General features: G+C 40.8%; 19 protein-coding genes. 13 read left to right on the forward strand and 6 right to left on the reverse strand.

The annotated features are described in order from the left end of the window. Positions 1-134: 134 nt before the first annotated feature. Positions 135-1142: a low-specificity L-threonine aldolase gene (gene ltaE, locus IUZ65_RS22720; protein WP_195706277.1), complete on the reverse strand. Its 1008-nt coding sequence runs from the start codon at positions 1140-1142 to the stop codon at positions 135-137. Positions 1143-1169: 27 nt separating this feature from the next. Beyond that, entirely contained in the window at positions 1170-1685 is a 516-nt protein-coding gene (locus IUZ65_RS22725; protein ID WP_195706278.1) for an NUDIX hydrolase, read from the reverse strand. 284 nt (positions 1686-1969) lie between these two features. Here IUZ65_RS22725 and IUZ65_RS22730 point away from each other — a divergent pair, with 284 nt between their 5' ends. The 3 genes from IUZ65_RS22730 (at position 1970) to IUZ65_RS22740 (ending at position 6048) form a co-directional block, all read left to right on the forward strand. After that, positions 1970-3631 (forward strand): ATPase RavA domain-containing protein, encoded by a 1662-nt coding sequence (locus tag IUZ65_RS22730; protein WP_195706279.1) that lies wholly within the window; start codon positions 1970-1972, stop codon positions 3629-3631. A 9-nt stretch (positions 3632-3640) separates the two neighbouring features. Further along, positions 3641-5086, forward strand: coding sequence for an ATPase RavA stimulator ViaA (viaA, locus tag IUZ65_RS22735; protein ID WP_195706280.1), 1446 nt, complete (start codon positions 3641-3643; stop codon positions 5084-5086). A 275-nt stretch (positions 5087-5361) separates the two neighbouring features. After that, positions 5362-6048, forward strand: a complete 687-nt coding sequence (locus IUZ65_RS22740; protein ID WP_195706281.1) for a MaoC family dehydratase — start codon at positions 5362-5364, stop codon at positions 6046-6048. Positions 6049-6214: 166 nt separating this feature from the next. On the opposite strand, the gene IUZ65_RS22745 is transcribed toward IUZ65_RS22740, so the two are convergent. Further along, complete coding sequence (locus IUZ65_RS22745; protein ID WP_195706282.1) at positions 6215-7033, reverse strand: phosphate ABC transporter substrate-binding protein; 819 nt, start codon at positions 7031-7033, stop codon at positions 6215-6217. Positions 7034-7190: 157 nt separating this feature from the next. On the opposite strand from IUZ65_RS22745, the gene IUZ65_RS22750 reads away from it, so the two are divergent. Beyond that, complete coding sequence (locus IUZ65_RS22750) at positions 7191-7550, forward strand: DUF3024 domain-containing protein (protein ID WP_195706283.1); 360 nt, start codon at positions 7191-7193, stop codon at positions 7548-7550. A 47-nt stretch (positions 7551-7597) separates the two neighbouring features. Here IUZ65_RS22750 and IUZ65_RS22755 read toward each other — a convergent pair whose 3' ends face one another. Together IUZ65_RS22755 and rnb are read right to left on the reverse strand one after the other, a co-directional pair. Beyond that, on the reverse strand, positions 7598-8407 hold the full coding sequence (locus IUZ65_RS22755; protein ID WP_195706284.1) for a helix-turn-helix domain-containing protein: 810 nt from the start codon (positions 8405-8407) through the stop codon (positions 7598-7600). Positions 8408-8463: 56 nt separating this feature from the next. Then, positions 8464-10464, reverse strand: coding sequence for an exoribonuclease II (gene rnb / locus IUZ65_RS22760; protein ID WP_195706285.1), 2001 nt, complete (start codon positions 10462-10464; stop codon positions 8464-8466). Between the two features lie 643 nt (positions 10465-11107). Here rnb and IUZ65_RS22765 point away from each other — a divergent pair. Continuing rightward, entirely contained in the window at positions 11108-12994 is a 1887-nt protein-coding gene (locus IUZ65_RS22765; RefSeq protein WP_195706286.1) for a DEAD/DEAH box helicase, read from the forward strand. A gap of 87 nt (positions 12995-13081) precedes the next feature. Here the strand turns inward: IUZ65_RS22765 and IUZ65_RS22770 are convergent, their stop codons facing one another. Further along, positions 13082-13735, reverse strand: a complete 654-nt coding sequence (locus tag IUZ65_RS22770) for a glutathione S-transferase family protein (RefSeq protein ID WP_195706287.1) — start codon at positions 13733-13735, stop codon at positions 13082-13084. Positions 13736-14037: 302 nt separating this feature from the next. On the opposite strand from IUZ65_RS22770, the gene IUZ65_RS22775 reads away from it, so the two are divergent. The 8 genes from IUZ65_RS22775 (at position 14038) to IUZ65_RS22810 (ending at position 25494) form a co-directional block, all read left to right on the forward strand. Then, on the forward strand, positions 14038-15225 hold the full coding sequence (locus IUZ65_RS22775) for an acetate/propionate family kinase (protein ID WP_195706288.1): 1188 nt from the start codon (positions 14038-14040) through the stop codon (positions 15223-15225). 239 nt (positions 15226-15464) lie between these two features. Further along, positions 15465-16769 carry a diguanylate cyclase domain-containing protein gene (locus IUZ65_RS22780; protein WP_195706289.1) on the forward strand — a complete coding sequence of 435 codons (1305 nt, stop codon included), beginning with the start codon at positions 15465-15467 and terminating at the stop codon, positions 16767-16769. Between the two features lie 201 nt (positions 16770-16970). After that, on the forward strand, positions 16971-19214 hold the full coding sequence (locus IUZ65_RS22785) for a diguanylate cyclase (protein WP_195706290.1): 2244 nt from the start codon (positions 16971-16973) through the stop codon (positions 19212-19214). Between the two features lie 111 nt (positions 19215-19325). After that, a complete protein-coding gene (locus tag IUZ65_RS22790) occupies positions 19326-20495 on the forward strand; it encodes a MalY/PatB family protein (RefSeq protein ID WP_195706291.1) in 1170 nt (389 codons plus the stop codon). A gap of 559 nt (positions 20496-21054) precedes the next feature. Further along, positions 21055-22941, forward strand: coding sequence for a PTS mannitol transporter subunit IICBA (locus IUZ65_RS22795; protein ID WP_195706292.1), 1887 nt, complete (start codon positions 21055-21057; stop codon positions 22939-22941). Positions 22942-23045: 104 nt separating this feature from the next. Next, positions 23046-24194, forward strand: a complete 1149-nt coding sequence (locus tag IUZ65_RS22800; protein WP_195706493.1) for a mannitol-1-phosphate 5-dehydrogenase — start codon at positions 23046-23048, stop codon at positions 24192-24194. Between the two features lie 59 nt (positions 24195-24253). After that, a complete protein-coding gene (locus IUZ65_RS22805) occupies positions 24254-24784 on the forward strand; it encodes an MltR family transcriptional regulator (protein WP_195706293.1) in 531 nt (176 codons plus the stop codon). Positions 24785-24975: 191 nt separating this feature from the next. Then, positions 24976-25494 carry a methylated-DNA--[protein]-cysteine S-methyltransferase gene (locus tag IUZ65_RS22810; protein WP_195706294.1) on the forward strand — a complete coding sequence of 173 codons (519 nt, stop codon included), beginning with the start codon at positions 24976-24978 and terminating at the stop codon, positions 25492-25494. Positions 25495-25501: the final 7 nt, after the last annotated feature.

The raw sequence follows: 25501 nt of genomic DNA on the forward strand, positions 1-25501 counted from the left end.
GCCTAACAAGATCACTTGTTAGGCCCTTCAATGAATTAGGAACGATGGATAATCCTTATTAGCCCTGTATTTTTTACTGCCTTCGACAGGGCATTTTTCTCTTAGATATTAACGCTTCTCTAAATAACTCGTTTCTAGTTATATAATTTCGCTAGCTTTTCAATCAGCTTATCAACATCTTGCGTTGAAATATCGTTATGTGTTGCAAACCTGATCGGGTTCATAGCGGTGATAATGATATTATCCTTCGCTAAGACGTCAGCTAAACTGTCCACATCCACGTCGTCATCAATCTTTGCAAAGACTAGGTTAGTTTGAACATGATCAGGATTTACTGAGAAACCCTTAATATTGGCTAATCCATTAGCGAGTCTCTTCGCGTTCGCATGATCGGTCGCAAGTTGTGCTACTTGTTCGGTCAATGCGAGTTTCGCCGCTGCCGCTAGTATGCCAGCTTGTCTCATACCACCACCAAGCATTTTTCTTACTCTTCTTGCCCTATCAATAAATTCTGTGGTTCCTAGCAATAAAGACCCAATCGGTGCTGACAATCCCTTCGACATACAGATAGTGATTGAATCGAAATATTGAGTGATTTCTTTGATATCGACATCCAATGCAACAGAGGCGTTATAAACACGTGCACCGTCTAGATGTAACTGTAATCCATGTCGGTTTACAAACTCACGCGCTTGTTTTAGATACTCGAGTGGTAGTACTTTACCATTAATGGTGTTTTCAAGGCTGAGGAGCTTGGTTTGAGCAAAGTGAAAGTCGTCTGGCTTTATTGCCGCGCGAAGTTTATCAAAGCTAATTGTCCCATCTGGGTTATTCTCTATGGGCTGTGGTTGTATAGAACCTAAAACAGCCGCACCACCTGCTTCATACTTAAAATTGTGGGCCTGCTGGCCACAAAGGTACTCATCTCCGCGCTGACAATGAGCCATAAGGCCGAGCAAATTTGCTTGAGTTCCAGATGTTGTGAAAAGTGCGGCTTCGAATCCATGTCGTTCTGCGGCCCATTTTTCCAGACCATTGACGGTGGGATCATCGCCATACACATCGTCTCCGACTTCTGCGTTGGCCATTGCTTCACGCATAGCTTGGGTTGGTTTTGTAACTGTATCTGAGCGAAAGTCCATAGAATTCGTTTCCAAGTATATGTTTTATTAAATGTAATTTAATAGCTTTGCTTTTGACAAACAAGCGATTGTTTTCGAATCGATAATTGTGCCATTCACGATCATGGATTCCACCTCTTTAACGCTGAGATACAATATCTCAATGACCTCATCGGCATCACACGCTAGCCTTGCCGTCTGACTTAGATCCTTCGCGATATAAAGATATTGGACCTCGTCACAAAACCCGGCAAGAGGAATTAGCTCACCGATCGATTGAAAGTGTTTTGCACTGTACCCCGTTTCTTCTTCCAATTCGCGCATCGCACAGTCTATTGGTAATTCGTCGTGCTCTAATGTGCCTGCCGGTAGTTCATATAGCCAATCGTTTATAGAAGGTCGAAACTGCCTCAGCAATAGAATGTCGCCGTTTGACAATATTGGCAAAATAACCGTTGCACCCGGGTGCATGACGGTGGTGTGCATGACTTTAACATGGTTAGGAAGTGTCATCTCACGTTGAATCAGCGACAGTTGTTTCCATTGATGAATCAATTTAGGCACGTTGTACTCTCTGAGTTTTATCGAGGGGGTTGCATAGTGATAAATGAAAACAATAATCCCAAAAATAATCGGCAAATTTTGCTGCTATTATCCTACGTCACTAGAAATACTGAAGCAATGTAGAAGTGACCAGCGACACATTTACCACTATAACATGTGTTTAGTTACAAGTTTTTTAACCAGTTATAGACAATACATATTTTTTAACGATACTGGGTTCTGTAAAGTAACACTTTAATAACAAACTCGTTCTATTTTTCAAAGTAACTATTTGCGGTTTATCTATGACAATGTCTCTAAGAGCCTCACACGCACAAAAAGCGCTTCTATCAGAAAGAATAAATAAATTAGTTAAAGCCCTTTCTTACGGCGTATATGAAAGAGAAGGTACAATCAAACTGTGCTTGTTGGCGGCACTGTCTGGTGAGAGTGTTTTTTTATTAGGCCCTCCAGGAATTGCTAAAAGCCTCATTGCAAAGCGGTTAATTCAAGCATTCGACAATAGCAGCTATTTCGAGTACCTAATGACCCGATTCTCGACTCCGGAAGAGGTGTTTGGTCCTTTAAGTATTCAAGAACTGAAAGACAATGGTCGATATGTTCGATTAACTGAAGGGTACCTTCCTCAAGCCCAAGTCGTATTTCTAGATGAAATCTGGAAGGCAGGACCGGCTATCCTTAATACACTGCTTACCGTAGTGAACGAGAAAACATTCAAAAATGGTAACGAGATCCAAAAAGTGCCTATGCGTTTGCTGGTGTCTGCATCTAATGAGCTTCCTGATGAGGACAGTGGTTTGGAGGCGCTTTACGATCGAATGTTGGTACGTGTATTCGTCAACCGAATTCAAAATAAACAAAACTTCAAAGCTATGCTGATGGTTGGGACTGAACAGGAAGCCGAAATCCCAGCGGGGCTGGCTATCACAGATGAAGAATATCACCTCTGGAAGCACGAGTTGGACTTACTTGTACTCAATGATGAGTGCTTTGAAAAATTATACGCGCTTAAGGCTCTGCTGGAAAAGAAAGCGGAGGAAAACAGGGTTGATTCGTTAGGATCAGAATTGTATGTCTCGGATAGGCGATGGAAGAAAGCCGTTAAATTATTGAAAGCGAGTGCCTATTTTAATGGAAGAGACTCGATTAACCCTCTTGATCTATTGCTTCTAAAAGACTGCCTGTGGCATAGCCCTGAATCTAGGCAATTGGTACAAGAAGTGATTGAAGAGTTCGCAATAAATCATGCTTTTGATCAACATATTATCCAGCAGCAGATAACAAGCTGCCGAGACGGTTTGTCGTTAATACAAGATGAATTGGAATCTGAATTCAGCATGACGTTAACCAATGAAGCGGCAACTGGAATTCTGCGTAAAGGTGGTTATAGCCTTGATATATCTAATGCTAAAATGTACAGCGTTGGGAACGCGAGGGGGTTACTAAAAGTGGTTCTTTTACAGAGCAATATGTCTGTCAACGAATCGGAGAAAGGGGACAGTCGCTGGATTTATGTAGCGAAAGAAGAGCTAGAAAAGGTGATTAAAGAGGGAGGAGGTGACGCCTACGGTTACGTGAATCAAAATAGTAATCTATGCCGAATTCGTTTCGATATTAATGTCTCTGACCGTTTAGTTGTAAAAGATATCGCGAATCGATCTGTGTTGGCAGGCATCGTTACTAACGAAGGCCTCGATTCTGCGCTTTATGGAGAGTGGTGCGAGAAAGCAGAGGACGCAATAAAGCAACTTACCCAAGCTGAACATCATTTTCGCAAAGTGCGGTCTGATTTTCATGGCGCATTGCCACACAGCTTTATTGATGACCGATTGCCAGCAAAAATGGAAAGCAGTTTACAGTCACTGATGGAAGAGGTTGAAGTCATTCAATTAGATAGTGAAAAAGTGACTCAAAGAATAAAAAGTTTGGATCAGTTCTTTGTATAGGAAGATAAAGTGCTAGGTGCAGATGGACTAAATCTGATAATGATGGTCGCAGAGTCGGGCATCATAGATACGGCGGTTAATGACTTAATCGGCCGCTCTCAACTGCTTATGATCCCAGAAAATAGAGCGGTAAAAGCGTCGGTTAATAATCAGATCACCAAGTGGCGAAATGGGGTTAAAAGAAAAATCACCAAAGCATGTGAGACTGAACGATTGCTTGATGAGCTTAATCTTTATCAGGAGGTTATTCATTATGATGAAGATACATTCTTTGAAAAAGCGCCTGATATTGTCAAACAACTCCAATGGCATTCCCCGTTCTATTCTAAAGCGAAGAAATTATTAGAGCGAAACAAAGGCGTCTATAACCCTATGTTTCCTCATTACTTCTGCGAGCAGTGGTATAAAAGTTTATCAAAAGCGATAAAACAGGCTGAGATTGCACAGTTAGAATCGGATAAGGAGAAGTTTTTAGCCGATCTGTATCAACGCATAGAAACAATGCAAAGCATGCATAACGTTTCTGAGCAAGGTGATATTGCCAAGCTTGGTCGATTGTGGGATATGGCAGCGGCAAAACTATCTAAAAGTGATGTTTTGTTAATGAAACGCTATGCGGAGTTCTTGAAGAAGAATGCCGAGTTACAAGCGATGGCTGAAAAACTGGGGCGAATGGCCAGCGAAGTGAGTGACCCTGATTTATTAAAAAACCCAGCTGAAGAGCTAAGGATGGTCGAAGAAAAAAGCGACGAAGCAGCAGACGATATTGTTGGCATTCATGAAAGTGATGATCTCAGCCGAATGTTACCGAACGAAACGATGTTCCTGGCGTACCCTGAGCTAGAGGTGGTGTTTTATAAGCATCTGGTTGATAAGCGCTTGATGAACTATAAAGTAAAGGGTAAAGCGCGCAAGCTTCGTAAGATCAAATCACAGAAACCAGAAAATAGGAAAATAGACATAGAAAAAGGGCCATTTATTATCTGTGTCGATTCTTCCGGATCGATGAGTGGATTCCCCGAGCAATGTGCTAAAGCGATGTCTTATGCTTTGATGCAAATAGCACTTGCTGAAAATAGAGAGTGCTTTGTTATTCTTTTTTCAACCGAACGGATTACCTACGAGTTGACTAAAGCTGATGGTTTAAGGGAAGCCAGTGACTTTCTCTCGTATCAGTTTCACGGAGGGACTGATCTGGATCCTGTTATCGTTAAATCGGTAGAATTGATGAGCTCCGGCAAGTATCGCAACGCTGATATGGTGGTAATTTCTGATTTTATAGCACCCAAACAACCTGAAGTTATCCTGGATATGGTCAGATCACTCCAATCTAAGAAAAACCGTTTTCATGCGATTAGTCTATCGAAATACGGCAACCCGCAGTTAATGGCAATGTTTGATCATTGTTGGAACTACCATCCAAACATTGTGGGTCGATTATTCAAAAAATGGTAATGGGTCATGTTCTTTCGTCTCTCTGCCACTCATACAGGTCGGGAAAACGGGCGGAATAGTATGTTTCCCCTCGATTTTGTTAAATATGTGTAAATTTGACGTATTGAACAGTTATGTAATAAAATAATGTTTTATTGGATAACGTACTGTTTATTATAGATAATCATCGTTTCAGAATACACTTGTGCGCTCGAAAGTATTTGCAAGAAAGTGTGAACAGCGTCAAACTTAACTGTTACTGCTCGGTAGACGAGCTTCCATTAGCAGAGGTTTTTATGAAAGTTGTTGATATTCTCAAGCACAGAGGGGAATCTTTGACCAAGCATCATTTGGAAATCAAAGAACTCATGTCGCCTGTGATTAAAGATTACTGGGACGACCTTGTTCATAAAGCGAGTGAAAGCCCGATATTGCACTGGTTTCGTGATCACTCGATGATTCCTGCTGTTAATGAAGAGATGAAACCTAGCGTTCAGGAAAGCTTTGATTTAAGTGATAGAGCGTTGGCGGTTCTCAATGAACTCCATGAAAAATTAGATGAAGAAATTCATGTTGGTGATTGGGTTCAAATGACTCAAGACCGCATTAATTCTTTTGGTGAAGTGACAGAAGACATGCAATGGATCCATACTGATCCAGAAAGGGCAGCTGAAGAGTCGCCTTTTAAGAGCACGGTCGCTCATGGTTTTTTGACCCTGTCTATGCTGTCTAAAATGACGGACAGTGTTGATGCGAACAACCCATTGTTTCCTAGCGCCCGTCTCGTGATTAATGTTGGTTTGAATCAAGTACGTTTCCCTTATCCTGTGAAAGCGGGAAATCAAATTCGAACTCGTAGTAAGCTTTTGAAAGTGACACCTATTAAGAAAGGCCTTGAGGTGGAACGTGAACTCAAAGTTGAAATAGACGGTGTTCGTCGCCCAGGATGTGTGGTGGTGTCGGTAATAAGACTTTATTTTTAAAATTATTTTAAAAAAAAGAGCGACTATTTAGTCGCTCTTTTTTTATCTTCATTGTCTAATGCTATCATTCCAATCTAGGTAATATAAACCCAACTAATCTTGTCCGGCCCTTTGGCCTTTTACGGTAGTGCATATCATGGACTCGTTAATTTAAGTCGATGTTTAGTTAATCATTCGTTGGTATATAACCGTATTGCTGAATGAGTTTCTTTGCACGGTCTGATTTTAGAAACTGAATGAACGCTTCACCATCTTTACTAATCTCTTCCGTTTTGTAGAAAATAATGAAAGGCCTAGAAAGTTGGTACTTTTTGTCACGAATATTTGTCTGCGTAGCGGTGATACCTTCGAATGTTAATTCTTTTACTGTGTTGTCTACGGAACCGTCTGAAATAAAACCTATCGCCTGTGAATTATGTTTAACGATCGTCTTAACCATACTGTTACTACTGACAACCAGGTTGGTTGGATTGATATCGGATACCTGATGGTTATTGACTATCCGTGTTAAACCGAGCAGTGATTCAAAACTAGAACGAGAACCAGAAGATAACTCACGCGTGACAACCGCAATAGTGAGGTCTTTGCCTCCTAGTTGTTTCCAATTAGTGACATTGCCTTTATAGACATCGAATAGTTGTTCGCGAGTGATGTCTTTAATTAGGTTTGCGTGGTTAACAACGACACCTAAACCATCATAGGCGATGGTCAGTACCGTCAACGGTTCAGAATACTCACCTTCAGTAAGATAACGTGAACTCATACCTATTTCCGCAACACCTTTGTTTACCATGGTGATACCTGCGGTTGAACCTATACTCTGAACCGCGATATAGGATGCGTCATGCGTCGCATTAAATTCCTCAGCCAATACGTCCATGATACGTGACACAGATGTGGAACCTGAAATGTTTACTTCTTTAGCGTTTGCTACTGGAAGTAAAAAGGTGGCTGATAACAGAGTTGCTAGAACAACACGAAACATAAAATCTCCAAAAATGAGTAATCCGAAATCAAATTGTATTTCTGAGGTATGACATTTTTATGAATGACAGTAAGTTTGTCTTTTATTCACAACATTAAGTGTATTTCATCAGATAAGGCTTATAGTTAAATAGGGACCAATTTTGATGGTGAAGTTCATGCATATATCCGAGATAGAACAGTTTCGCCTTGAAAAAGCCGTTAGGGCCATGTGTTCTAGCCGTAATCAAAGCATCTTAGCTGAGATGGGAAAAGTGCAATATGAAATATATAGCGAAGGCGTGATGTTTTCAAAACTCTGCTTCTTGCTTGACTCTTCTCACGTAAATGATGAATTTCCAATCGCAAAACTAGAATACGACTCGAACAAAAACACGTGGCAACTTTTTTTAGCAGAAAGCGAAGAAGGGAGTACAGAATTAGAGGCTTGGGTGCCTTACCCAAAGTTACAGCCCCAATCAGAATTCGCTCGACTACTTGATGAAATTGAATTGGATCCGCATCAAATTATCTGGTGAATCATTAGGAGCAGAAAATGAAAAGAGAACCATAAAGGTTCTCTTTTTTACCCTTTTTTAACGTGTTGTCGAAACTCTTTCGGTGTCATAGCTTGCACGCCTTTAAAGGCCGTACTGAAGTGTGCTGCGCTTTTGAATCCGGATTCTAGTGCAATCTGAGCGATAGACTTGTTACTTAATCTAAGCTTCGTTGCCGCGTAGTTTACTCGCTTTATTTTTAGTATTTGAGAAAAGCTCAAACCTTCCGCTGCCAAACGTCTTTTAAGTGTGGCGATCGACATGCCGAGGAAACCTGCAGTCGATTCTAGCGAGACGTCACCCTCAATATTGATCTCAATAAATCCAATGACTTTCTCTGCCGTTCCTTGATCGCAAGCGCTACGAATAACAGGTAAGAAGTTAGGTTCGATAGACAATACTTCATAGATAAGAGCCTGAGCTAAAGATTCCAACGTGGACTCTGTGCTTGTATTATTCTCTTTGGCTTTTAGCAATACGGTGAGGATGGTCTTTGCCGTTTCATTGGCATCACTCAATACATGATTTTGCGTATTATCATCTGTCGCATTCAATTCTGAATTATGCAGATTGTCACAAAACTGCCGGAACAAACTGGGTTCAAACGTGATGATATCAGCAGCGAATGTACCATTATCGGCGTGCGACACTATATCCCTTACTCTGTCAGAGTGGTAAATAGTGAACTCACCAGCAGAAAGCGTCCTGGGTAGGTTTTCTTTTGTTGAATAGCTAACGTGGCCATCTCTGACCAAAATTAGCCCACATTGGGTTATTGGATAACGAGTTGCCTTGCGGGCAACGAAAATATCATGCTTATATACTTTTATTCTCGACATAAACTCACATTGAAACAGTAACAAGGTGCAGTAAACACCTTGTTAGATAGTAAACATTATTCCGATTTCTTATTCGGCTCAGCTTGTTCTGGCTCTGTAAAAAGTTGATTAGGTTTGGCAACTATATTACGATTTTCTATACTTACATCAGTAAGTACTATTTCTAGCACATCACCAAGTTTGTAAACGTGATCCTTGTCGATAGATATAGTACCTAATTCGCTATTGCACTCAATTCGCTCTTTATTCGGCATAATTAGAGACGCAGGCACAAAGCTCGTCGCGCCATTCTCTAAAATACGAACTCGCATTCCAGCACGATTGATATCAAATATTTCGGCGGCAAAAATCGTTTCTTCTTTCGGCTCATTCGTTAACGTTCGAGCATATAGCCAGTTTGCAATATTTCGCTCAGCAATTTTATGGTGTTTCCTATGTATCGCGAGCTCATCCCCTAGCGAATCATCGGGTGCGTGAACGGGTTCACGGCCCAAGATATGGTCTTTAAGCAATCGATGGTTGACCATGTCTCCATATTTTCTAATTGGTGACGTCCAAGTCGCATAGATATCAAGGCCCATGGCGAAATGTTCTAATGGTACGTTACCCATTTCACTATAAGCTTGAAGCTTTCTAAGTCTGTTATCTAGATAGGCTGTTTCTTGGTTGTTGAGCCAACGTCTAAGAGCGCTAAAACCTTCTAACGAGCTTAATTCTTCCTCTGTGAAGTCGTTTTCAGAGTTGCTATTTACCAGTTTAACGACATCTTTAATTCGGTCTGTTTTAAATCCTGCGTGAGTATTAAATATACCCGTACCAAAATTTTGTTTCAGTACCGAACCTGCGCAAATGTTGGCCGTAATCATCGTTTCTTCAACCAGTTTGTTTGCGCTTCTGCGTTCTTCTGTATGGATCGCGATGATGTCGTTGTTTTCGCTTAGTTCGAATCGATAATCAGGGCGGTCTTTAAATACTACAGCGTTGCTTTCTCTCCAGGAGGCTCTCGCATCTGCTAAATCCGCGAGAACTCGAAGTACTTCTGCTATGGTTGTACTTGGTTGCCATTGATTCGTCGAGGTGTCTTCTAGCCAATCAGAGACATTGTTGTAGTTTAAGCGAGCGTGTGACTTAATATTGGCCGCAAAAAATTGTATATCATTCCCAATGGTTCCGTCATCGGAGATCGTCACACTGCAACATAGAGCGGGGCGAATTTCGCCTTCAACAAGAGAACAGAGTTCATCTGCAAGCTCTCGCGGTAACATTGGAATGTTTCTGCCGGGTAGATAGATAGTGAAGCCACGCGCTCTAGCCACTTTATCCATGTCATCATCGGTGGATATATAGGCGGTTGGATCGGCGATGGCGATGGTCAGTTTATAGCCTCCCGATTCTAGTTTTTCAGCATATAAGGCGTCGTCCATATCTTTGGTAGACTCGCCATCTATGGTCACAAATGGTACTTCGGTCATATCAATACGTGTCAGAGAAGGATCGTCCAAGATCGCCCACTCTTGTATCCCTTCAGGCTCCGTATTTGGTAGGTCATTTTCAGCCAACGTTACCCACCATGGTGCAATTCTGTCATCTGCATCAGTGATTTTCTCAGTGATTTCGACAAAAAAACCGCTGTTATCTTTTAGTGGATGTTGGACGAGTTGTGCAACAACCCAATCGCCGTCATTTAATGTCTCTGGGTTGACCCCTTTCTTGGCCTTAGCCTTGAGTGAGAGTTTTCTGTACTGCTGTTTGTCGGGTACCACATTAAGGCGACCTTTAAACAGTTTAACTCGCCCGATGAAGCGATTAAGGCTCTGTTCTATGAGTTGATCTGGTTCGGCAAACTCTTTGTCATTTTCGTTGCGAATAAGCGCCACGACCTTGTCACCGTGCAGGCATTTCTTCATATGTGCAGGCGGAATAAAGAAGCTGGTTTTGTTATCCACTTCTAGAAAACCGAAGCCTCTTTCAGTCGCTTTAACCACACCTTCTTTTTTAGGAATATTTTCTTTTATTTGCTGCTTTAATTGAGCCAGTAGGGGATTGTCTTGGAACATTACGAAATCATAATCCTTTAATTTATAAGGGAAAACTAACTCTCCCCTGATGTCTCCCCAAAATTCTTCCCCAAAACGAAAGTAAACCAACGTTGAGCAGGATAGGGTGAGACAGAAGTCATTGAACAGTTACTGAGTCTCATATTACTAGGTAATTTGGCGAAAGTATATTTATCGACTCGGTAATGTGTCTGTTATTATGCTGATTTAGTTATGACTGGGTCTCGTTACATGATTCGATATTGCAGCATGAAGTGAACATTAAGGCGAGTCCAACGTATTGATCTTTAAACCAGCCCGTTAATAACTACGTCCAATATTTGCCACTATATTGTGTAATCTTAGTCTCGAATATTTTGAATTTGAGAGCCTCAGAAGGAGACATGAGTCAAAAAAATGACGATTTGATGAGCAATTTTTATTAAATTGAATAAAAGTGTGATGTATTTCAATTTTTTCTGGATTTTTGTCCTCAACTGAGGCATTATCTCGCCCCCTTAGATATGTCCCTAGCGGCTTGATGCGTTTTTATATACTCTTTGCATCTGAATGGATTTAGTGCGGATGGTTCGTACGACCATAGAAGTATTGGAATTGGAAAAGCACGTGGGACCGATGATTTTTTTGATAAAGTAGGATCCTAATGCAAGATTCCAATATCCAATTCAGCGATTTAGAGCTGAACGACAACCTATTGTCTGCGCTTAACGAAATGGGTTTCGTTAATCCAACACCAATTCAAGCTGAGTCTATCCCTTTTCTTTTAGAAGGTCGTGATGCTTTAGGTAAAGCACAAACCGGTACAGGTAAAACTGCTGCGTTCTCACTTCCTGTTTTAAACAAGATTGATCTTAACCAATACAAGCCACAAGCGATTGTTCTTGCTCCTACACGTGAGCTTGCCATTCAGGTTGCTGCAGAAATTAAAAGCCTTGGCCGTAAAGTTAAAGGACTTAAAGTTCTTGAGATTTATGGTGGTGCTTCAATTGTTGATCAAATGCGTGCCCTCAAATCGGGAACTCATATTGTTGTAGGTACACCTGGGCGTGTACAAGATTTGATTAACCGCGATCGTTTACACTTAGGCGAAGTTAAAACATTCGTATTAGATGAAGCGGATGAAATGCTTAACATGGGTTTTGTCGACGATGTTACCGCTATCATGGAGCATGCACCAGAATCCGCCCAGCGCGTCCTGTTCTCTGCAACAATGCCTCCGATGCTTAAGAGAATCGTTGACCGCTTCTTGCGTAATCCCGCTCGTGTTGACGTAGCCGGTAGCAACCACACCGTTGATAAAGTAGAACAAAAATACTGGGTCGTGAAGGGCGTAGAGAAAGACGAAGCAATGACACGTCTTCTTGAAACCGAAGAAACAGATGCCTCACTGGTTTTTGTTCGTACTCGTCAAGACACTGAGCGCCTGGCTTCTTACCTTGCTGATCGTGGCTTTAAAGTGGCGGCATTACACGGAGATATTCCACAGTCTCTTCGTGAGCGTACTGTTGAGAACATTAAGAAGGGCATTATTGATATCCTAGTTGCAACGGATGTTGTTGCTCGTGGTCTTGATATACCTCGTATTACACACGTATTCAACTACGACATTCCTTTTGATGTTGAGTCGTATATCCACCGTATTGGTCGTACTGGCCGTGCTGGACGTAAGGGTAAAGCGATTCTATTAGTTCGTACTAATCAAATTCGCATGCTGCGTACTATTGAACGTGTAACAAAATCAAGTATGGAAGAGATTCAAGTACCGTTACGTGATCAAGTTGCCGAGTCTCGCTTAGCGAAACTAGGTGCAGAATTAGAGAGTGAGAAAGAAAACGCCTCTTTAGAGAATTTTGCGGAGTTAGTTGCGAAACTACAAGCGTCGCTAGAAATTGATGCTACAACATTGGCAGCGATGCTACTTAAGCGTGCTCAAGGAAAAACACCTTTATTCTATAAAGGTCCAGATCCGATGACTTCCGCTATTGAACGTGACAAGCAGCGTCGTAAAGATCGTCGTGAAGGTGGTGATCGTGATGGTCGTGAAGGCGGTCGCAGTTTTGGTGGAGCAACGAAAGATTGGGATACATACCAATTACAAGTTGGCCGTGATCAAGGTGTGCAAGTTAAAGATATCGTTGGCGCACTCGCGAACGAGCTTGGTTTAACAAAAGGATCTATTGGTGCAATTAAGCTTGCTCAAGGTCATACTTTTGTTCAACTACCAAAAGCAATGAACTCTGATACTACGGGTAAGTTACGTAAACTACGCATTCGCCAAACAGAAGTGGGTGCCGTGGTATGTGACTTTACAGATTTCCGCGAATCACGTGGTGGTCGTAGCGAAGGTGGCCGCAGTGAAGGTGCTCGTCGTGATGGCGGCGGCTATCGTGGTAACCGTGATGGCGCTCGTGGTAATCATCGTGGCGGTAAAGACGGTGAACGCCGTTTTGATCGTAACCGCAGCGCTGACAGTCGTGGAAGTTACCGCGGTGAGAAATCGAACCGTGGCGCGACAAGTAGCGAAGCATAAAATAAATTAATTAAAGTAAATTGATTAACTAAAAAGCCGAGCTATTTTATAGCTCGGCTTTTTATTATCTATTAGTTAGAACAGTAACTACACGTCTGCGCCGGCCTCATCCAACTCTACAATTTGAGTCTCTTTCAATGCTTCAGATATCCACGCATTAAGATCGGGATCCGCCAAGACAAAGTCTAGATATGTTTGAGCTGAAGGTGAAAGCTTAACCTGATAGGTTTTGAAACGCATCACAACCGGTGCAAACATCATATCGACTATTGACCATTTGCCGAAAAGCCAGCTACCTGCGCCGCCTGAGTTATCTATTTGCTTTGCCCATATGTCATCGATACGTTTTATATCGATTAGTGCTTGCTCACTCAATTCAACAAGACGTGTCGCTCTTATGTTCATTGGCATTTCGTTGCGTACAGCGTTAAATCCAGAGTGCATTTCAGAGGCAACAGAACGGGCATAGGCTTTATCTATCGGAGATTTGGGAAGGGCGTGACCATCAAGATAGGTATCGTTGATATATTCGCAAATAGCTAACGAATCCCAAACGGTTACCTCTCCATCAATAAGCACTGGTACCTTAGCAGCAGGATTATACTTAACAATTTCGTTATAGAATTCTTCTGTATCAAGCGGCAACAAAATTTCTTCAAAATTGAGCTTTGCTTTACTTGCCATTAGCCATGCACGAAGCGACCAGCTAGAATAATTTTTATTTCCGATTACTAATTGCATCTCTTGTCCACAAGTTTGAAATTGAGGATTGTAGCATTGACGTTTTGCTTTGCCTCGTCAACATATATTTAACATCTCGATGCCTTTAATGTGAAACTATGTTAATAAACTATTAATAAATACAAGGTTGATCATTTTAATTTCGCAGCTCGTATAAATTTATTTTTTGATCTGCATCAATAAAAATGACACCCTTAGAAGAACATCATCAATAAAAGTTGAAAGATTAAAAAATTATTGAATAATGGGGTAAGGAAAAGGCGCACTGCGGTGCAAAACAGTCAATATAGGAAACCTGTCTTATGGCAAATAAGTTTGTGCTTGTGATCAACTCCGGTAGTTCATCTTTAAAATTCGCCGTCATTGATACTATTTCAGGAGACGCAGTCTTGAGTGGTCTGGGCGAATGTTTTGGTTTAGAAGACTCACGAGTGAGTTGGAAATACCAAGGTGAAAAAAATGAAGTGGCAATCACAGACGAAGGTAATCACCATCAAGCGGCGATTATAATGCTGGTCGATTTGGTTAAAGAGTTAGGCCTTACAGAGAATATCGTTTCTGTCGGTCACCGTGTAGTACACGGAGGAGAAACCTTCACTCAGTCAGTGCTTCTTAATGAGCAAACAATAAAAGACATTGAAGCGATACAAGATCTAGCCCCATTACATAACCCTGCTAATTTACTTGGTATACGAGCCGCTCTAGAAGCCTTTCCCTCTCTGCCTCAGGTTGCCGTATTCGATACTGCGTTTCACCAAACAATGCCTGCTAAGGCATTCACAGGCGGTATAGCACGCGAATTATACGACATGTATTCGATTCGTCGCTACGGTTTCCACGGAACTAGCCATTTTTACGTGAGTAGAGAAGCGGCAAAAATACTAAATAAACCAGTGGATGAAGCAAACTTCATTTCTGTGCATTTGGGTAATGGCGCGTCGGTATGCGCAATCAAAAATGGTATGAGTGTAGATACCTCTATGGGATTCACTCCTCTGTCTGGTCTGATGATGGGTACACGAAGTGGTGACTTAGACCCCGGCGTAATCGAGTTTCTGCTGAAGAAAGGCTGGACCCAAGCTCAGGTTTTCGACACGCTAAACAATAAATCAGGTTTCTTAGGTGTTTCAGGGTTAACGAGTGACGCTCGCGGTATTCTTGATGCGATGGAAAATGGTCACGAAGGTGCAAGGTTAGCATTTGAAATATTCACTTATCGAGTGGCCAAATACATCAGTTCTTATATGGTCTCTTTAGATGCGTTAGATGCCATCATTTTTACTGGTGGAATTGGTGAAAACTCATTACCTATTCGTAGTGAAATATTAAGCTATCTAAATCTGCTTGGTTTTAAAGAAGACAGGGCAGGAAATGAGGCCGCACGGTTTGGCGCGAGTGGCATAATTACTCAGGGGGAAGGCCATGTCGCAATGGTTATTCCAACCAATGAAGAGTTAGTTATTGCACAGGATGCCATCGCTCTGTTATAGGCAATATTTAGACAAAAAAACGGCTTCGACATGGAGCCGTTTTTTTATGTGTGAAATTCGTGAAAGACCATTGCTGTTTCATAAACTATTCAATATTAATATTTGGTGTGTGAATCTTTACCCTATATGAATATGGTTAAATATAACATTTTTGTTAAAAAGGACTTACATGTTCGAAAACTAGTCAGTTATACTGCGCTGAATTGTTGGAATAGCTTTGTTATCTGTTGGTTGAATGTATGGAATTTGTCACCGTCGGTGTTGGGTCAGTCTTCTTAGTCAGTCTTATAATGCTGACTTATCAAATAGGAATTGCGAAAGCGATGATAGGGAACTTATCTCCCTTTTTTATTGCCAATGCGCAAGGTGAGACTATTTATATTAACACGTCACTTCGTGATGATTCGTTACTTGGTCTTTCAACAGAAGATATTTCTGCGTTGCCACCACAATTTGTCTTATTCTTGAAAAATCAAACTGCCCAAAAATCTTTTTATTACAACCATAGAATGAACCACTTGCAGCGAAACTATACGTTTGTCGGCCAGAAAATATGGTATCGGGGCAAAAGGTGTTGGCAAATCGCGGTTATATTAAATCTAGCAGATGACCGTACGCGGGATTGTTCGATTGGTAATAAAGCGTTACTCCATCACGTGATTCAGAGTGTTCCTGATGCCGTGGGGATGATGAACGAAAACTTGGTCTACGAAGCATGTAATTCTGCATTTGTTAATGCACTAGGAATAGATTCACCTTCGGATTTGGTGGGAAAAAAATTGGAAGAGGTCGCTTCAAAAGAAATTGCAGAGAAATTCGCTAGTTCAGATAGAAACGTACTAGAGACTGGAAGAGAATTTCGTAACATAGATGAAGTCATCGATGATAAGGGTCAAAAGCAATGGATTGAAGCTCGTAAATTCGCCTACACCGACCAATTTACCAATAATCGAGGCCTTTTCATTATTGCTAGGGATATTACTGAACGGGTACATGCGAAAGAAAAGTTGAATCAAGCTAAAAACGAATTTAGACGGTTAAGCTTAATAGACAGCCTTACCGGTATCGGCAATCGTCGAAATTTTGATGAGAGTCTAGAGTGCGTTTGGCAACAACATGTCGAGCAACAATCTCCCTTAACCATCATGTTCTGTGATATTGATGATTTTAAGAAGCTCAATGATATTTATGGTCACGGGGAAGGAGACAAAGCGCTTGTTGCGGTTGCTAGTGCATTAGAGAAATCAATATCAAATACTGAGGGTGGGGTATTTAGAATCGGTGGTGAAGAGTTTGCTTTTTTATTATCGGAGACAGAACAAAGCAGAGCCGATCTTGTTGCCAGACGAATCCATGATCAAATAGCCGCATTGAAATTACGTCACGAAGGATCCTTAATCAAATCAACATTGACCATTAGTATCGGCGTCGCAACGATTGTTCCCCAAACAACCGATTTGGTCGTGGATACCCTTGAAGACGTAGATAAAGCCCTTTACCAAGCTAAGTCTAATGGCAAAGATCAAACGACCTACGCAACATAGATACTCTTTTTCAACTATTTAGTAGAGCCCCGAGAGCAACTTACCTTCCTTTGTACGCACCGTTAAAGCCGAGCAAACATCACAATTTATATTATTAAATTATACAGTTGTCATTAATCAAGCTAATATTATTGTTGCATAACCTAAGTGGCTATTTATGGTTGTTTGATTGATTTAAGTGATTAAAACAAGGCCGCAAACTTGATAACGATATTGCGTTTATTACGCACAGCTAAGCTCGCGATTTATCTGCTAATACTTTTCCCGTTTTATTTGGCTTATTCTGCTGAAGAAGAAACGATGCTCGCACCAGTCTCTGAACATTCTCAAAAACTTATACTTGAATTTACACCCCTTGAATTAAATTATCTTTCAAAAAAGAAGGCATTAAGTATTTGCATAGATCCAAATTGGATGCCATTTGAGATGAATAAGGACGGTACCCACATTGGTCTGACGGCGGACTATATGAGGTTATTTGAGGACACGTTAGGAATACCAATTATCCTCTCTCCGACCAAAACATGGAGTGAAACACTAACGTTTGCAAAAAGTCATCAATGCGACTTTATTTCTGCAGTTGCAAGATCGGAAGAGAAGAGTAAATATCTTGATTTTTCGCAAGGTTATTTTAAGTCTTCGATTGTGGTCGCTACCGACATGCATAAACCATGGGTGTCAGATATATCCGAGTTGCACGATAAAAGACTCGCCATAGTAAGAGGTTACGCAATCGGCGATTTTTTAAAGGCCAAATACCCTAATCTCATATTGGTTGAAGTCGACACTTTAGAGAAAGGGCTTGAAAGTGTCGATAAAGGGGAAATCTATGGATATGTTGGGACATTGGCAACAGTAGGGTACAACATTCAACAGAATTATTTTGGCAGCTTAAAAATCACTTCAAAGTTGGAAGGAAGTTGGGATCTGAATGTTGGAATAAGGAAGGATGAGCCAATATTAACGCAAATAATGGACAAAATGATTTCGGCTATACCTGCTAGTGTTGACCAAAAGATATTGAATAATTGGATTTCTGTTTCGATAGCCCATGAAGACCCAAATAAGTTAACGCAATCGGAGAAATTGTTTTTACAACATCATCCAATTATCCGATTTCGGACTCGAACCAATCAGCCTCCATTTGAATTTGTTAACAAAGGAATGGCAGAAGGTATAGCCGTAGATTATATAAGAGAAATAGCAAAGATAGTTGGAATAACACCGCAGTTTGTTTTTGATGATTCGCCAACGGATCTTTCTCATAAGGAATTGGCCAATGGGAGAGTGAAATACGATACCCTGTTGTACTCTGTTCAAACGGAAGAGAGGCGTAAACAATTCAATTATGGAGAACCCTTTCTTTCTTACCCTGTAATGGTTTTAGTGAATAAATCAGCATCTACCATCAGAAATATCAATGAGTTGAATGGTAAGATGATAGCGATGGAGCAAGGTCATATTTCGGCAGATTGGATACATACAGACTATCCAGATATAAATGTTGTTGAGGTATCGAATACTGCACAGGCACTGTATATGGTTGAAGATAATCGAGCAGAAGCGTATATCGGTAACCTTGCCGTCGCAAATTATATGATTGCATACGGTTTATTATCAAATGTAGAAGTAGGCATTCCGACCAAATACAAAGATATTGAATACCATTTTGTTGCGCCTAAAGATTGGCCAGAATTAACCTCTATTTTAAGCAAAGGTTTTCGCTCACTGACTCCAAGTCAACATAGTTTAATACAACAACGTTGGTACACATCCCAAGCTGGTGAGAAGCAAGACTATACTTTGGTTGCCCAAATTCTGTTTGCTTCTATGGTTATGTTTATTTGGTTTTATTGGTCAAATAGCCGGCTTAGTACGGCAAAATCTAAAGTCGATGAAGCCTTAAGTCAGTTGAAAGCAACTCAGCAAGTACTCGAGATAAAGAATATCGAGCTGGAGCGATTATCGGTTACCGATAAGCTCACAGGCATCTATAATAGGGTTAAGCTAGAAGATGTCTTAAGCAATGAACTTGATCGTGCTATACGCTACGGAGAAGGGTTCGCGGTCATCTTGGTTGATTTGGACCACTTCAAACATGTTAACGACACACTTGGTCACCAATCGGGAGATAGAGTGCTTAAAGAAGTTGCCGACCTTTTTGAAACCAATAGACGCAATGTTGATACCCTTGGGCGGTGGGGAGGCGAAGAGTTTCTAATCATTTGTCCTCACAGCACATTAAGCGACGCAACTATATTTGCTGAACATCTACGTGAAAACATAGCAATGCATAATATTGTTGAGATTGGCAAAATCACCGCGAGCTTCGGTGTAACAGCATTTCGCCAAGGTGATAATACAATTGACCTACTTTCGCGCTCCGACGAAGCGTTATACGCATCTAAAGCGTCTGGTCGTAATAAAGTGACTTCTCAAGCCTAAGTTCGTTTTTACCTGCCTTATTTGAATGACATCCTACCCAATAAAAAACTGCAATCTTTAGTTATAAGTAGTATAAATAATTCAGTATGTTAATAGATGAAGGACGCTAGGATGGCAAATTTTGATTTTGATAATAGTGTAGATAGAAAAGGGTCAAACTCTGCAAAATGGGAGTATATGAAGAAAATTTCTCCTTACGCTGATGACAATACGTTGCCGCTTTGGGTCGCCGATATGGACTTTGCGTGTGCGCCTGAAATTGTTGAAGCAATGAAACAGCGTGTTGATGGCCAAATATTTGGCTATAGCATGGTGGATTCAAGCTACTATGAAAGTGTACAAAACTGGTTCTTTAAGAGATTTGATTGGTATGTGAAAACCGATGATATTTACCTTACAAGTGGGGTGATTCCAGCACTCGAATCGATTATTAGAGCCTATTCCGATGAGCGAGATGGTGTCATTATTCAACCACCCGTTTATCATATGTTTGCGAAAGTGGTAGAGCGAGAAGATAGGTGTATTGTTAACAACCCCTTAATAGAAACTGATGGGGTTTATAGTATTGATTTTGATGATTTGGAACAGAAAGCAAGAAATCCTGACAACAAAATCATGTTATTTTGTAGCCCACACAATCCGACGGGTAATGTCTGGAGCCAAGCAGATTTGTTGAAGCTTGGTAATATTTGCTTAAATAATGATGTGTTGTTAGTCAGTGATGAAATTCATTTTGATTTAGTACGTATGGGCGTTGAGCACTACCCAATCTCAACACTTTTCCCAAATAGTGATAAAATTATCACCTGCACAGCGCCAAGCAAAACGTTCAATCTCGCTGGATTGCATATGTCTAATGTAATTATAGAAAGCAGGGAACTGAAAGATAAATGGGAGGCTAAAAATGGTTTTTCTATGCCTTCTCCGTTAGGCATTGTTGCAGTCACTGCCGCTTACAATTTTGGCGAACCTTGGTTAGAAGCGCTAAAAGCGTATATCGACGCAAACTACTCCTTTGCAAAATCTTTTGTCGAACAACACATACACAAAGCTCAGTTTACCACCCCTCAAGGTACGTATTTTATCTGGTTAGATTTAAAAGAGTACAAGTTAAGTTCAAAACAACTAGATACTTTGATGATCAGGAAAGCAAATGTACTGTTAGAGGGAGGCACGATGTTTGGTATCGAAGGAGAAGGCTATCAACGTATAAATATTGCGTGTACGCGTCAGACTCTAAAAGAGGCGTTGACTAGAATCAGTAAGGCGCTCAATGAGTAGGTGAGAAGAGTTCTACGGCCATTAATGATTTCTACTGTCAACAATTAGAACATCGTTATCGTTTTTCAAGCACCATTGCTGGAATATATACAAAAATCTATTGATTAACTCACCATCATTTAATTACAGAATGATTCATTTTATCGTAATTAAAAAACATATCAATATCATTAACATTATTTTAACTTGACAGTTTTGGAAGGCGCTCTTCCCAATGGTGATCTAAGTCACTAAATAAGGGGGAGGTAAGTTGAATTATTTAATATGTGTGATATTTGTCACATATAATTTCATATCTACATTTCAATAAATGTGATCAAAGATCGCTAATTTAGATTGACATTAATAATATTAGCATTATGTAGTAAAATTACAGTTCATTATTGTGGGTTATATCTCTAATGTTTTCTTTTTTTTGTCTTTTATTGTGATCTAATGTGCAAAAACCCCGTTCAGGATCCTAATGTTAGTTTATGTGGTAAATTTATTGTGTCGAAACAATAGTCGGTTTTAGCGAACCGAAACACAAACTCATTAGAACATCGAACGGGGAACTCTTATGTTATCACCAGAAGCTAAGGTCAAGGTACAAAATTTTGGCCGTTTTCTCTCCAACATGGTAATGCCCAATATTGGTGCATTTATCGCGTGGGGTTTTATTACTGCTCTATTTATTCCAACAGGTTGGATTCCAAACGAGACTTTGTCTTCAATGGTTGGTCCAATGATTACTTATTTGCTGCCTCTACTAATCGGTTATACCGGTGGTAAAATGGTTGCGGGTGAACGTGGTGCTGTCGTTGGTGCTGTAACGACAATGGGTGTTATCGTTGGTACCGATATTCCAATGTTCATGGGTGCAATGATCGTTGGTCCATTAGGTGCGTTCGCAATTAAGAAATTTGATGAAGCGGTTCACGGTAAAGTGAAAAGTGGATTTGAGATGTTAGTTAATAACTTCTCTGCCGGTATCATTGGTATGATTTGTGCGATTCTTGCTTATGTCGTTGTTGGTCCTGCTGTTAAGGCACTATCTACAGGTATGGCTTCAGGTGTAAACGTACTGGTTGAAACAGGTATTCTACCTCTCACATCAATTTTTGTTGAACCAGCGAAAATCCTGTTCCTAAACAATGCGATTAACCACGGTATCTTCTCTCCACTAGGTATTCAACAAGCAGAAGAAGCGGGTCGTTCGATCTTCTTCCTAATCGAAGCTAACCCTGGTCCAGGTCTTGGTCTTCTATTGGCTTACATGGCATTTGGTAAAGGTGCAGCTAAACAGTCTGCGGCTGGTGCTTCTATCATCCACTTCTTAGGTGGCATCCACGAAATTTATTTCCCATACGTATTGATGAACCCTCGCCTAATTCTTGCTGTCATTGCTGGTGGCGCGACGGGCGTATTCGTAAACGTATTGTTTGATTCTGGTCTTGTATCTCCAGCCTCGCCTGGTTCAATCTTCGCTGTATTGTTAATGACGCCAAAAGCCGCATTTGTAGGCGTGATTCTTTCTGTCATCTCTTCAGCTGGTGTTTCTTTCTTCGTTGCATCTTTACTGATGAAAACTCAAAAGCAATCAGATGATGACGAGTCACTAGAAGACGCAACAAATCAAATGAAAGACATGAAGTCCACTTCAAAGGGGGCTGAGGGCCTTGCTGTCAATATGGCTGCAGTAACTAAAATCATCGTTGCATGTGATGCAGGTATGGGCTCAAGTGCAATGGGTGCTAGTCTTCTTCGAAAGAAAGTCGATGCAGCAAACCTTGACATTGAAGTAACAAACTTAGCAATTAACAACTTGCCACAAGATGCAGATATTGTTGTTACGCATAAAGATTTGACCGATAGAGCGCGTAACCACGCAGGTTCTGCTAAGCATATCTCACTGTCTAACTTCTTAGACAATGCACTATATGACAATTTGGTAGCTGAACTATTAACAGCTCAAGAGGGCGCTGTAAAAAAGCCTAATGCACCAGTGAACACAAACTCTAGTGAAGATGGAACACTAAAGTTATCAACTGAGAACATCTTTTTAGGAATGGAAGCATCAACCAAAGAAGAAGTAATCAAGTTTGCTGGTGAACAACTTGTAAAGTTAGGATATGTAGCACCTGAATATGTTGCTGGCATGTTAGCTCGTGAAGAATTGGTATCGACATATTTAGGCGAATCAATTTCTGTTCCGCACGGTACGATTGAAGCAAAAAAGTATGTTCTAAAAACAGGCATCGTATTCTGTCAATTTCCTCAGGGTATCCAATGGGGTGAAGATGAAGACGATGTTGCAATAATGGTCATTGGTATTGCGGCTCAAGGTGACGAACATATTCAAGTTATTACGGCCATTACAAATTCACTTGATGATGAAGAAGCGATTGAATGCTTGAAGTCGACATCTAATCCGGATGATGTACTTCGAATCCTAAACGGCAAGTAATCCTTTGTAATCATAGCTCCTAAGCAAAGTGAAGGAGGTCGGCCTAGCCCCCTAAGGCCGACCTCAATTTTGATTTTAATAGATTTAATATTTTTGGAATGCATATTATGAAAGCACTACATTTTGGCGCAGGTAATATAGGTCGTGGTTTTATTGGTAAGTTATTAGCTGATGCGGGTGTCGAAGTTACATTTGCAGATGTAAATGAAGAGGTCGTTAACGGATTAATCGCTAGAAATGAATACCCTGTTAAGGTTGTAGGCGCCGACTGTAAGATAGAAATGGTCAAAGGAGTTACCGCTATTAACTCGACTAGTGCTGAGATTGTAGACGCTATTGTAGCGTCTGATTTAGTCACGACTGCCGTTGGGCCAACGGTTTTGAAAATCATTGCTGGTACCTTAGCGCAAGCGATAGAGAAACGCATTGAGAACGGTATAACAACACCCTTTAATATTATTGCGTGCGAGAATATGGTTCGTGGTACCTCTCAGCTTAAAGAAGCGGTATTCGAAAAGCTTAATGATGAATTGAAACCCCAGGTTGAGGCGTTAGTTGGATTTGTGGATTCAGCGGTTGATAGAATCGTTCCGCCAGCCGCAGAAGGTGAAACCGATCCATTGGCGGTGACGGTAGAGACGTTCAGTGAATGGATTGTTGACGAGACACAGTTTAAAGGTGAAATCCCTAACATTCCAGGAATGGAGTGCACAGACAACCTGATGGCATTTGTTGAACGCAAATTGTTCACGCTTAATACTGGGCATTGTGTAACAGCATATCTAGGTTGTCTTGCTGGTTTGAATACCATTCGTGAGGCTATCGAAAATCCAGTTATTCGTGCAGAAGTTAAGCAAGCGATGGAAGAGAGTGGTGAAGTTCTTATTCGTCGTTATAAGTTTGACTCTGATGTTCATGCTGCCTATATCGAAAAAATATTAGGTCGCTTCGCTAATCCGTATCTGATTGATGAAGTGGATCGAGTCGGTCGCCAACCCATTCGTAAGCTTGGATCAGGTGATAGGTTGATCAAACCTCTTCTCGGTACCATCGAATACGGCATAGAGAACAAAACTTTGCTCAAAGGGGTTGCAGCCGCGCTTAAATACACTAATAATTCAGACCCCCAAGCTGAAGAGTTGCAAAAATCGCTAAGTGAAGAGGGTGTTAAGGCAACGCTTGCTAAATATACAGGTCTCGATATTGAAGGTGGTGAAATAGCCCAAATCGAAACTATGTATACTCAGCTTTAAGTAATTTTGCTAAGAAGAGCAGCGCTCTTCTTAGCATGCTCACGTAGTTAAGATAAAATATGCCAGACAAAGTAGATGAAACAGAAGTAATTGAAAAACTCAACAGCACCACCTCAGTAAGAGCTTTTATTGTTGTTGCTGTCAGTATATTCAATGAGGCCGTGGAAGGGCTTATGCATCGTATCTTCCAAAAAGATAACTTTGCAGTGCAATCCGTTGTTGGTCCACTTCTTCATGATACCGGTCCTTTGGGTGATGTTAGTGTCAGGCTTAAACTGCTTTTTGGTTTGGGTGTCATTCCTGATGCGGTTTATCATGACATTGAAGATATTATTAAACTTCAACACAAACTCAACGCCGATCTTTCCGACCACGAGTTCACCACGCCGGCAATACTCGAGGCTATTCAAAAACTGAGACTTATTCAGAAGATGGGAACAGTACAGTTTACGGTATTAGAGCCAGAGGTTGATGGTGATCTTGAGTTTTACCAGTTACAACAACTAAGGCAGCAACAAGTTATCAAGTCGAGCCTAGCGCTTGCTGTCGTAGAGATATGCCACGAACTAAATAAAGAGAGTCCTTTCTAAGCTAATGTCAGCCGTACAAGAAAGCTGATCGTCTAAAATCGATATCTAATCGAACTATTTGGTTCGATTTCGTCATTTCAAATTAAAAGTTCTATATTATTTCAATTGACATGTATAAATATACAGTACTATTATCAACGCACGATATTTGATGCATGAGTATTCTGCTCAGCAAAAAAGAAGGTCTGCGTATGAAACATATAGAAATTCAGTATTACAAAACCCCTTACGGTGAACTTCTTTTGGGTAGTTATGACAACCAACTTTGCATCTGTGATTGGCGTTATCGAAACATGCGGAATGCAATAGATAACCGTATAACGGGTAAGCTACAAGCTCAATATGTAGAAAAAGATAATGAGGTATTATCGGAAACCAGAAACCAGTTGTCCGAATATTTCAGTTCTAGAAGACGGGACTTTGAGCTACCACTTTTATTTGTAGGTACTGAGTTTCAAAAGCAAGTCTGGCGTCAGCTTGTATTGGTTTCGTTTGGAGATACATCGACGTATTTAAATCTCGCGAAAGCGATAGGTAATAAAGATGCCGTTCGAGCGGTAGCTAACGCTAATGGAGCGAATGCGCTGTCAATCATTGTACCGTGTCATAGGATAATAGGTAGTAATGGACAGCTTGTTGGCTACGCTGGTGGATTAGAGGCCAAACGAAAACTTATCATGTTAGAACAAGATATGTTTGCACCTCAATAGAGCCCAA

It is taken from the genome of Vibrio sp. VB16, assembly GCF_015594925.2.
Classification (GTDB): Bacteria; Pseudomonadota; Gammaproteobacteria; order Enterobacterales; family Vibrionaceae; genus Vibrio.

Coding starts and splice junctions, on each gene's coding strand:
- IUZ65_RS22755 (WP_195706284.1), bottom strand. CDS start 8,407: ATGTCGAGAATAAAAGTATATAAGCATGATATTTTCGTTGCCCGCAAG.
- IUZ65_RS22780 (WP_195706289.1), top strand. CDS start 15,465: ATGGAATTTGTCACCGTCGGTGTTGGGTCAGTCTTCTTAGTCAGTCTT.
- IUZ65_RS22770 (WP_195706287.1), bottom strand. CDS start 13,735: ATGCAATTAGTAATCGGAAATAAAAATTATTCTAGCTGGTCGCTTCGT.
- IUZ65_RS22745 (WP_195706282.1), bottom strand. CDS start 7,033: ATGTTTCGTGTTGTTCTAGCAACTCTGTTATCAGCCACCTTTTTACTT.
- IUZ65_RS22765 (WP_195706286.1), top strand. CDS start 11,108: ATGCAAGATTCCAATATCCAATTCAGCGATTTAGAGCTGAACGACAAC.
- IUZ65_RS22750 (WP_195706283.1), top strand. CDS start 7,191: ATGCATATATCCGAGATAGAACAGTTTCGCCTTGAAAAAGCCGTTAGG.
- rnb (WP_195706285.1), bottom strand. CDS start 10,464: ATGTTCCAAGACAATCCCCTACTGGCTCAATTAAAGCAGCAAATAAAA.
- IUZ65_RS22775 (WP_195706288.1), top strand. CDS start 14,038: ATGGCAAATAAGTTTGTGCTTGTGATCAACTCCGGTAGTTCATCTTTA.
- IUZ65_RS22730 (WP_195706279.1), top strand. CDS start 1,970: ATGACAATGTCTCTAAGAGCCTCACACGCACAAAAAGCGCTTCTATCA.
- ltaE (WP_195706277.1), bottom strand. CDS start 1,142: ATGGACTTTCGCTCAGATACAGTTACAAAACCAACCCAAGCTATGCGT.
- IUZ65_RS22810 (WP_195706294.1), top strand. CDS start 24,976: ATGAAACATATAGAAATTCAGTATTACAAAACCCCTTACGGTGAACTT.
- IUZ65_RS22740 (WP_195706281.1), top strand. CDS start 5,362: ATGAAAGTTGTTGATATTCTCAAGCACAGAGGGGAATCTTTGACCAAG.
- IUZ65_RS22795 (WP_195706292.1), top strand. CDS start 21,055: ATGTTATCACCAGAAGCTAAGGTCAAGGTACAAAATTTTGGCCGTTTT.
- IUZ65_RS22790 (WP_195706291.1), top strand. CDS start 19,326: ATGGCAAATTTTGATTTTGATAATAGTGTAGATAGAAAAGGGTCAAAC.
- IUZ65_RS22805 (WP_195706293.1), top strand. CDS start 24,254: ATGCCAGACAAAGTAGATGAAACAGAAGTAATTGAAAAACTCAACAGC.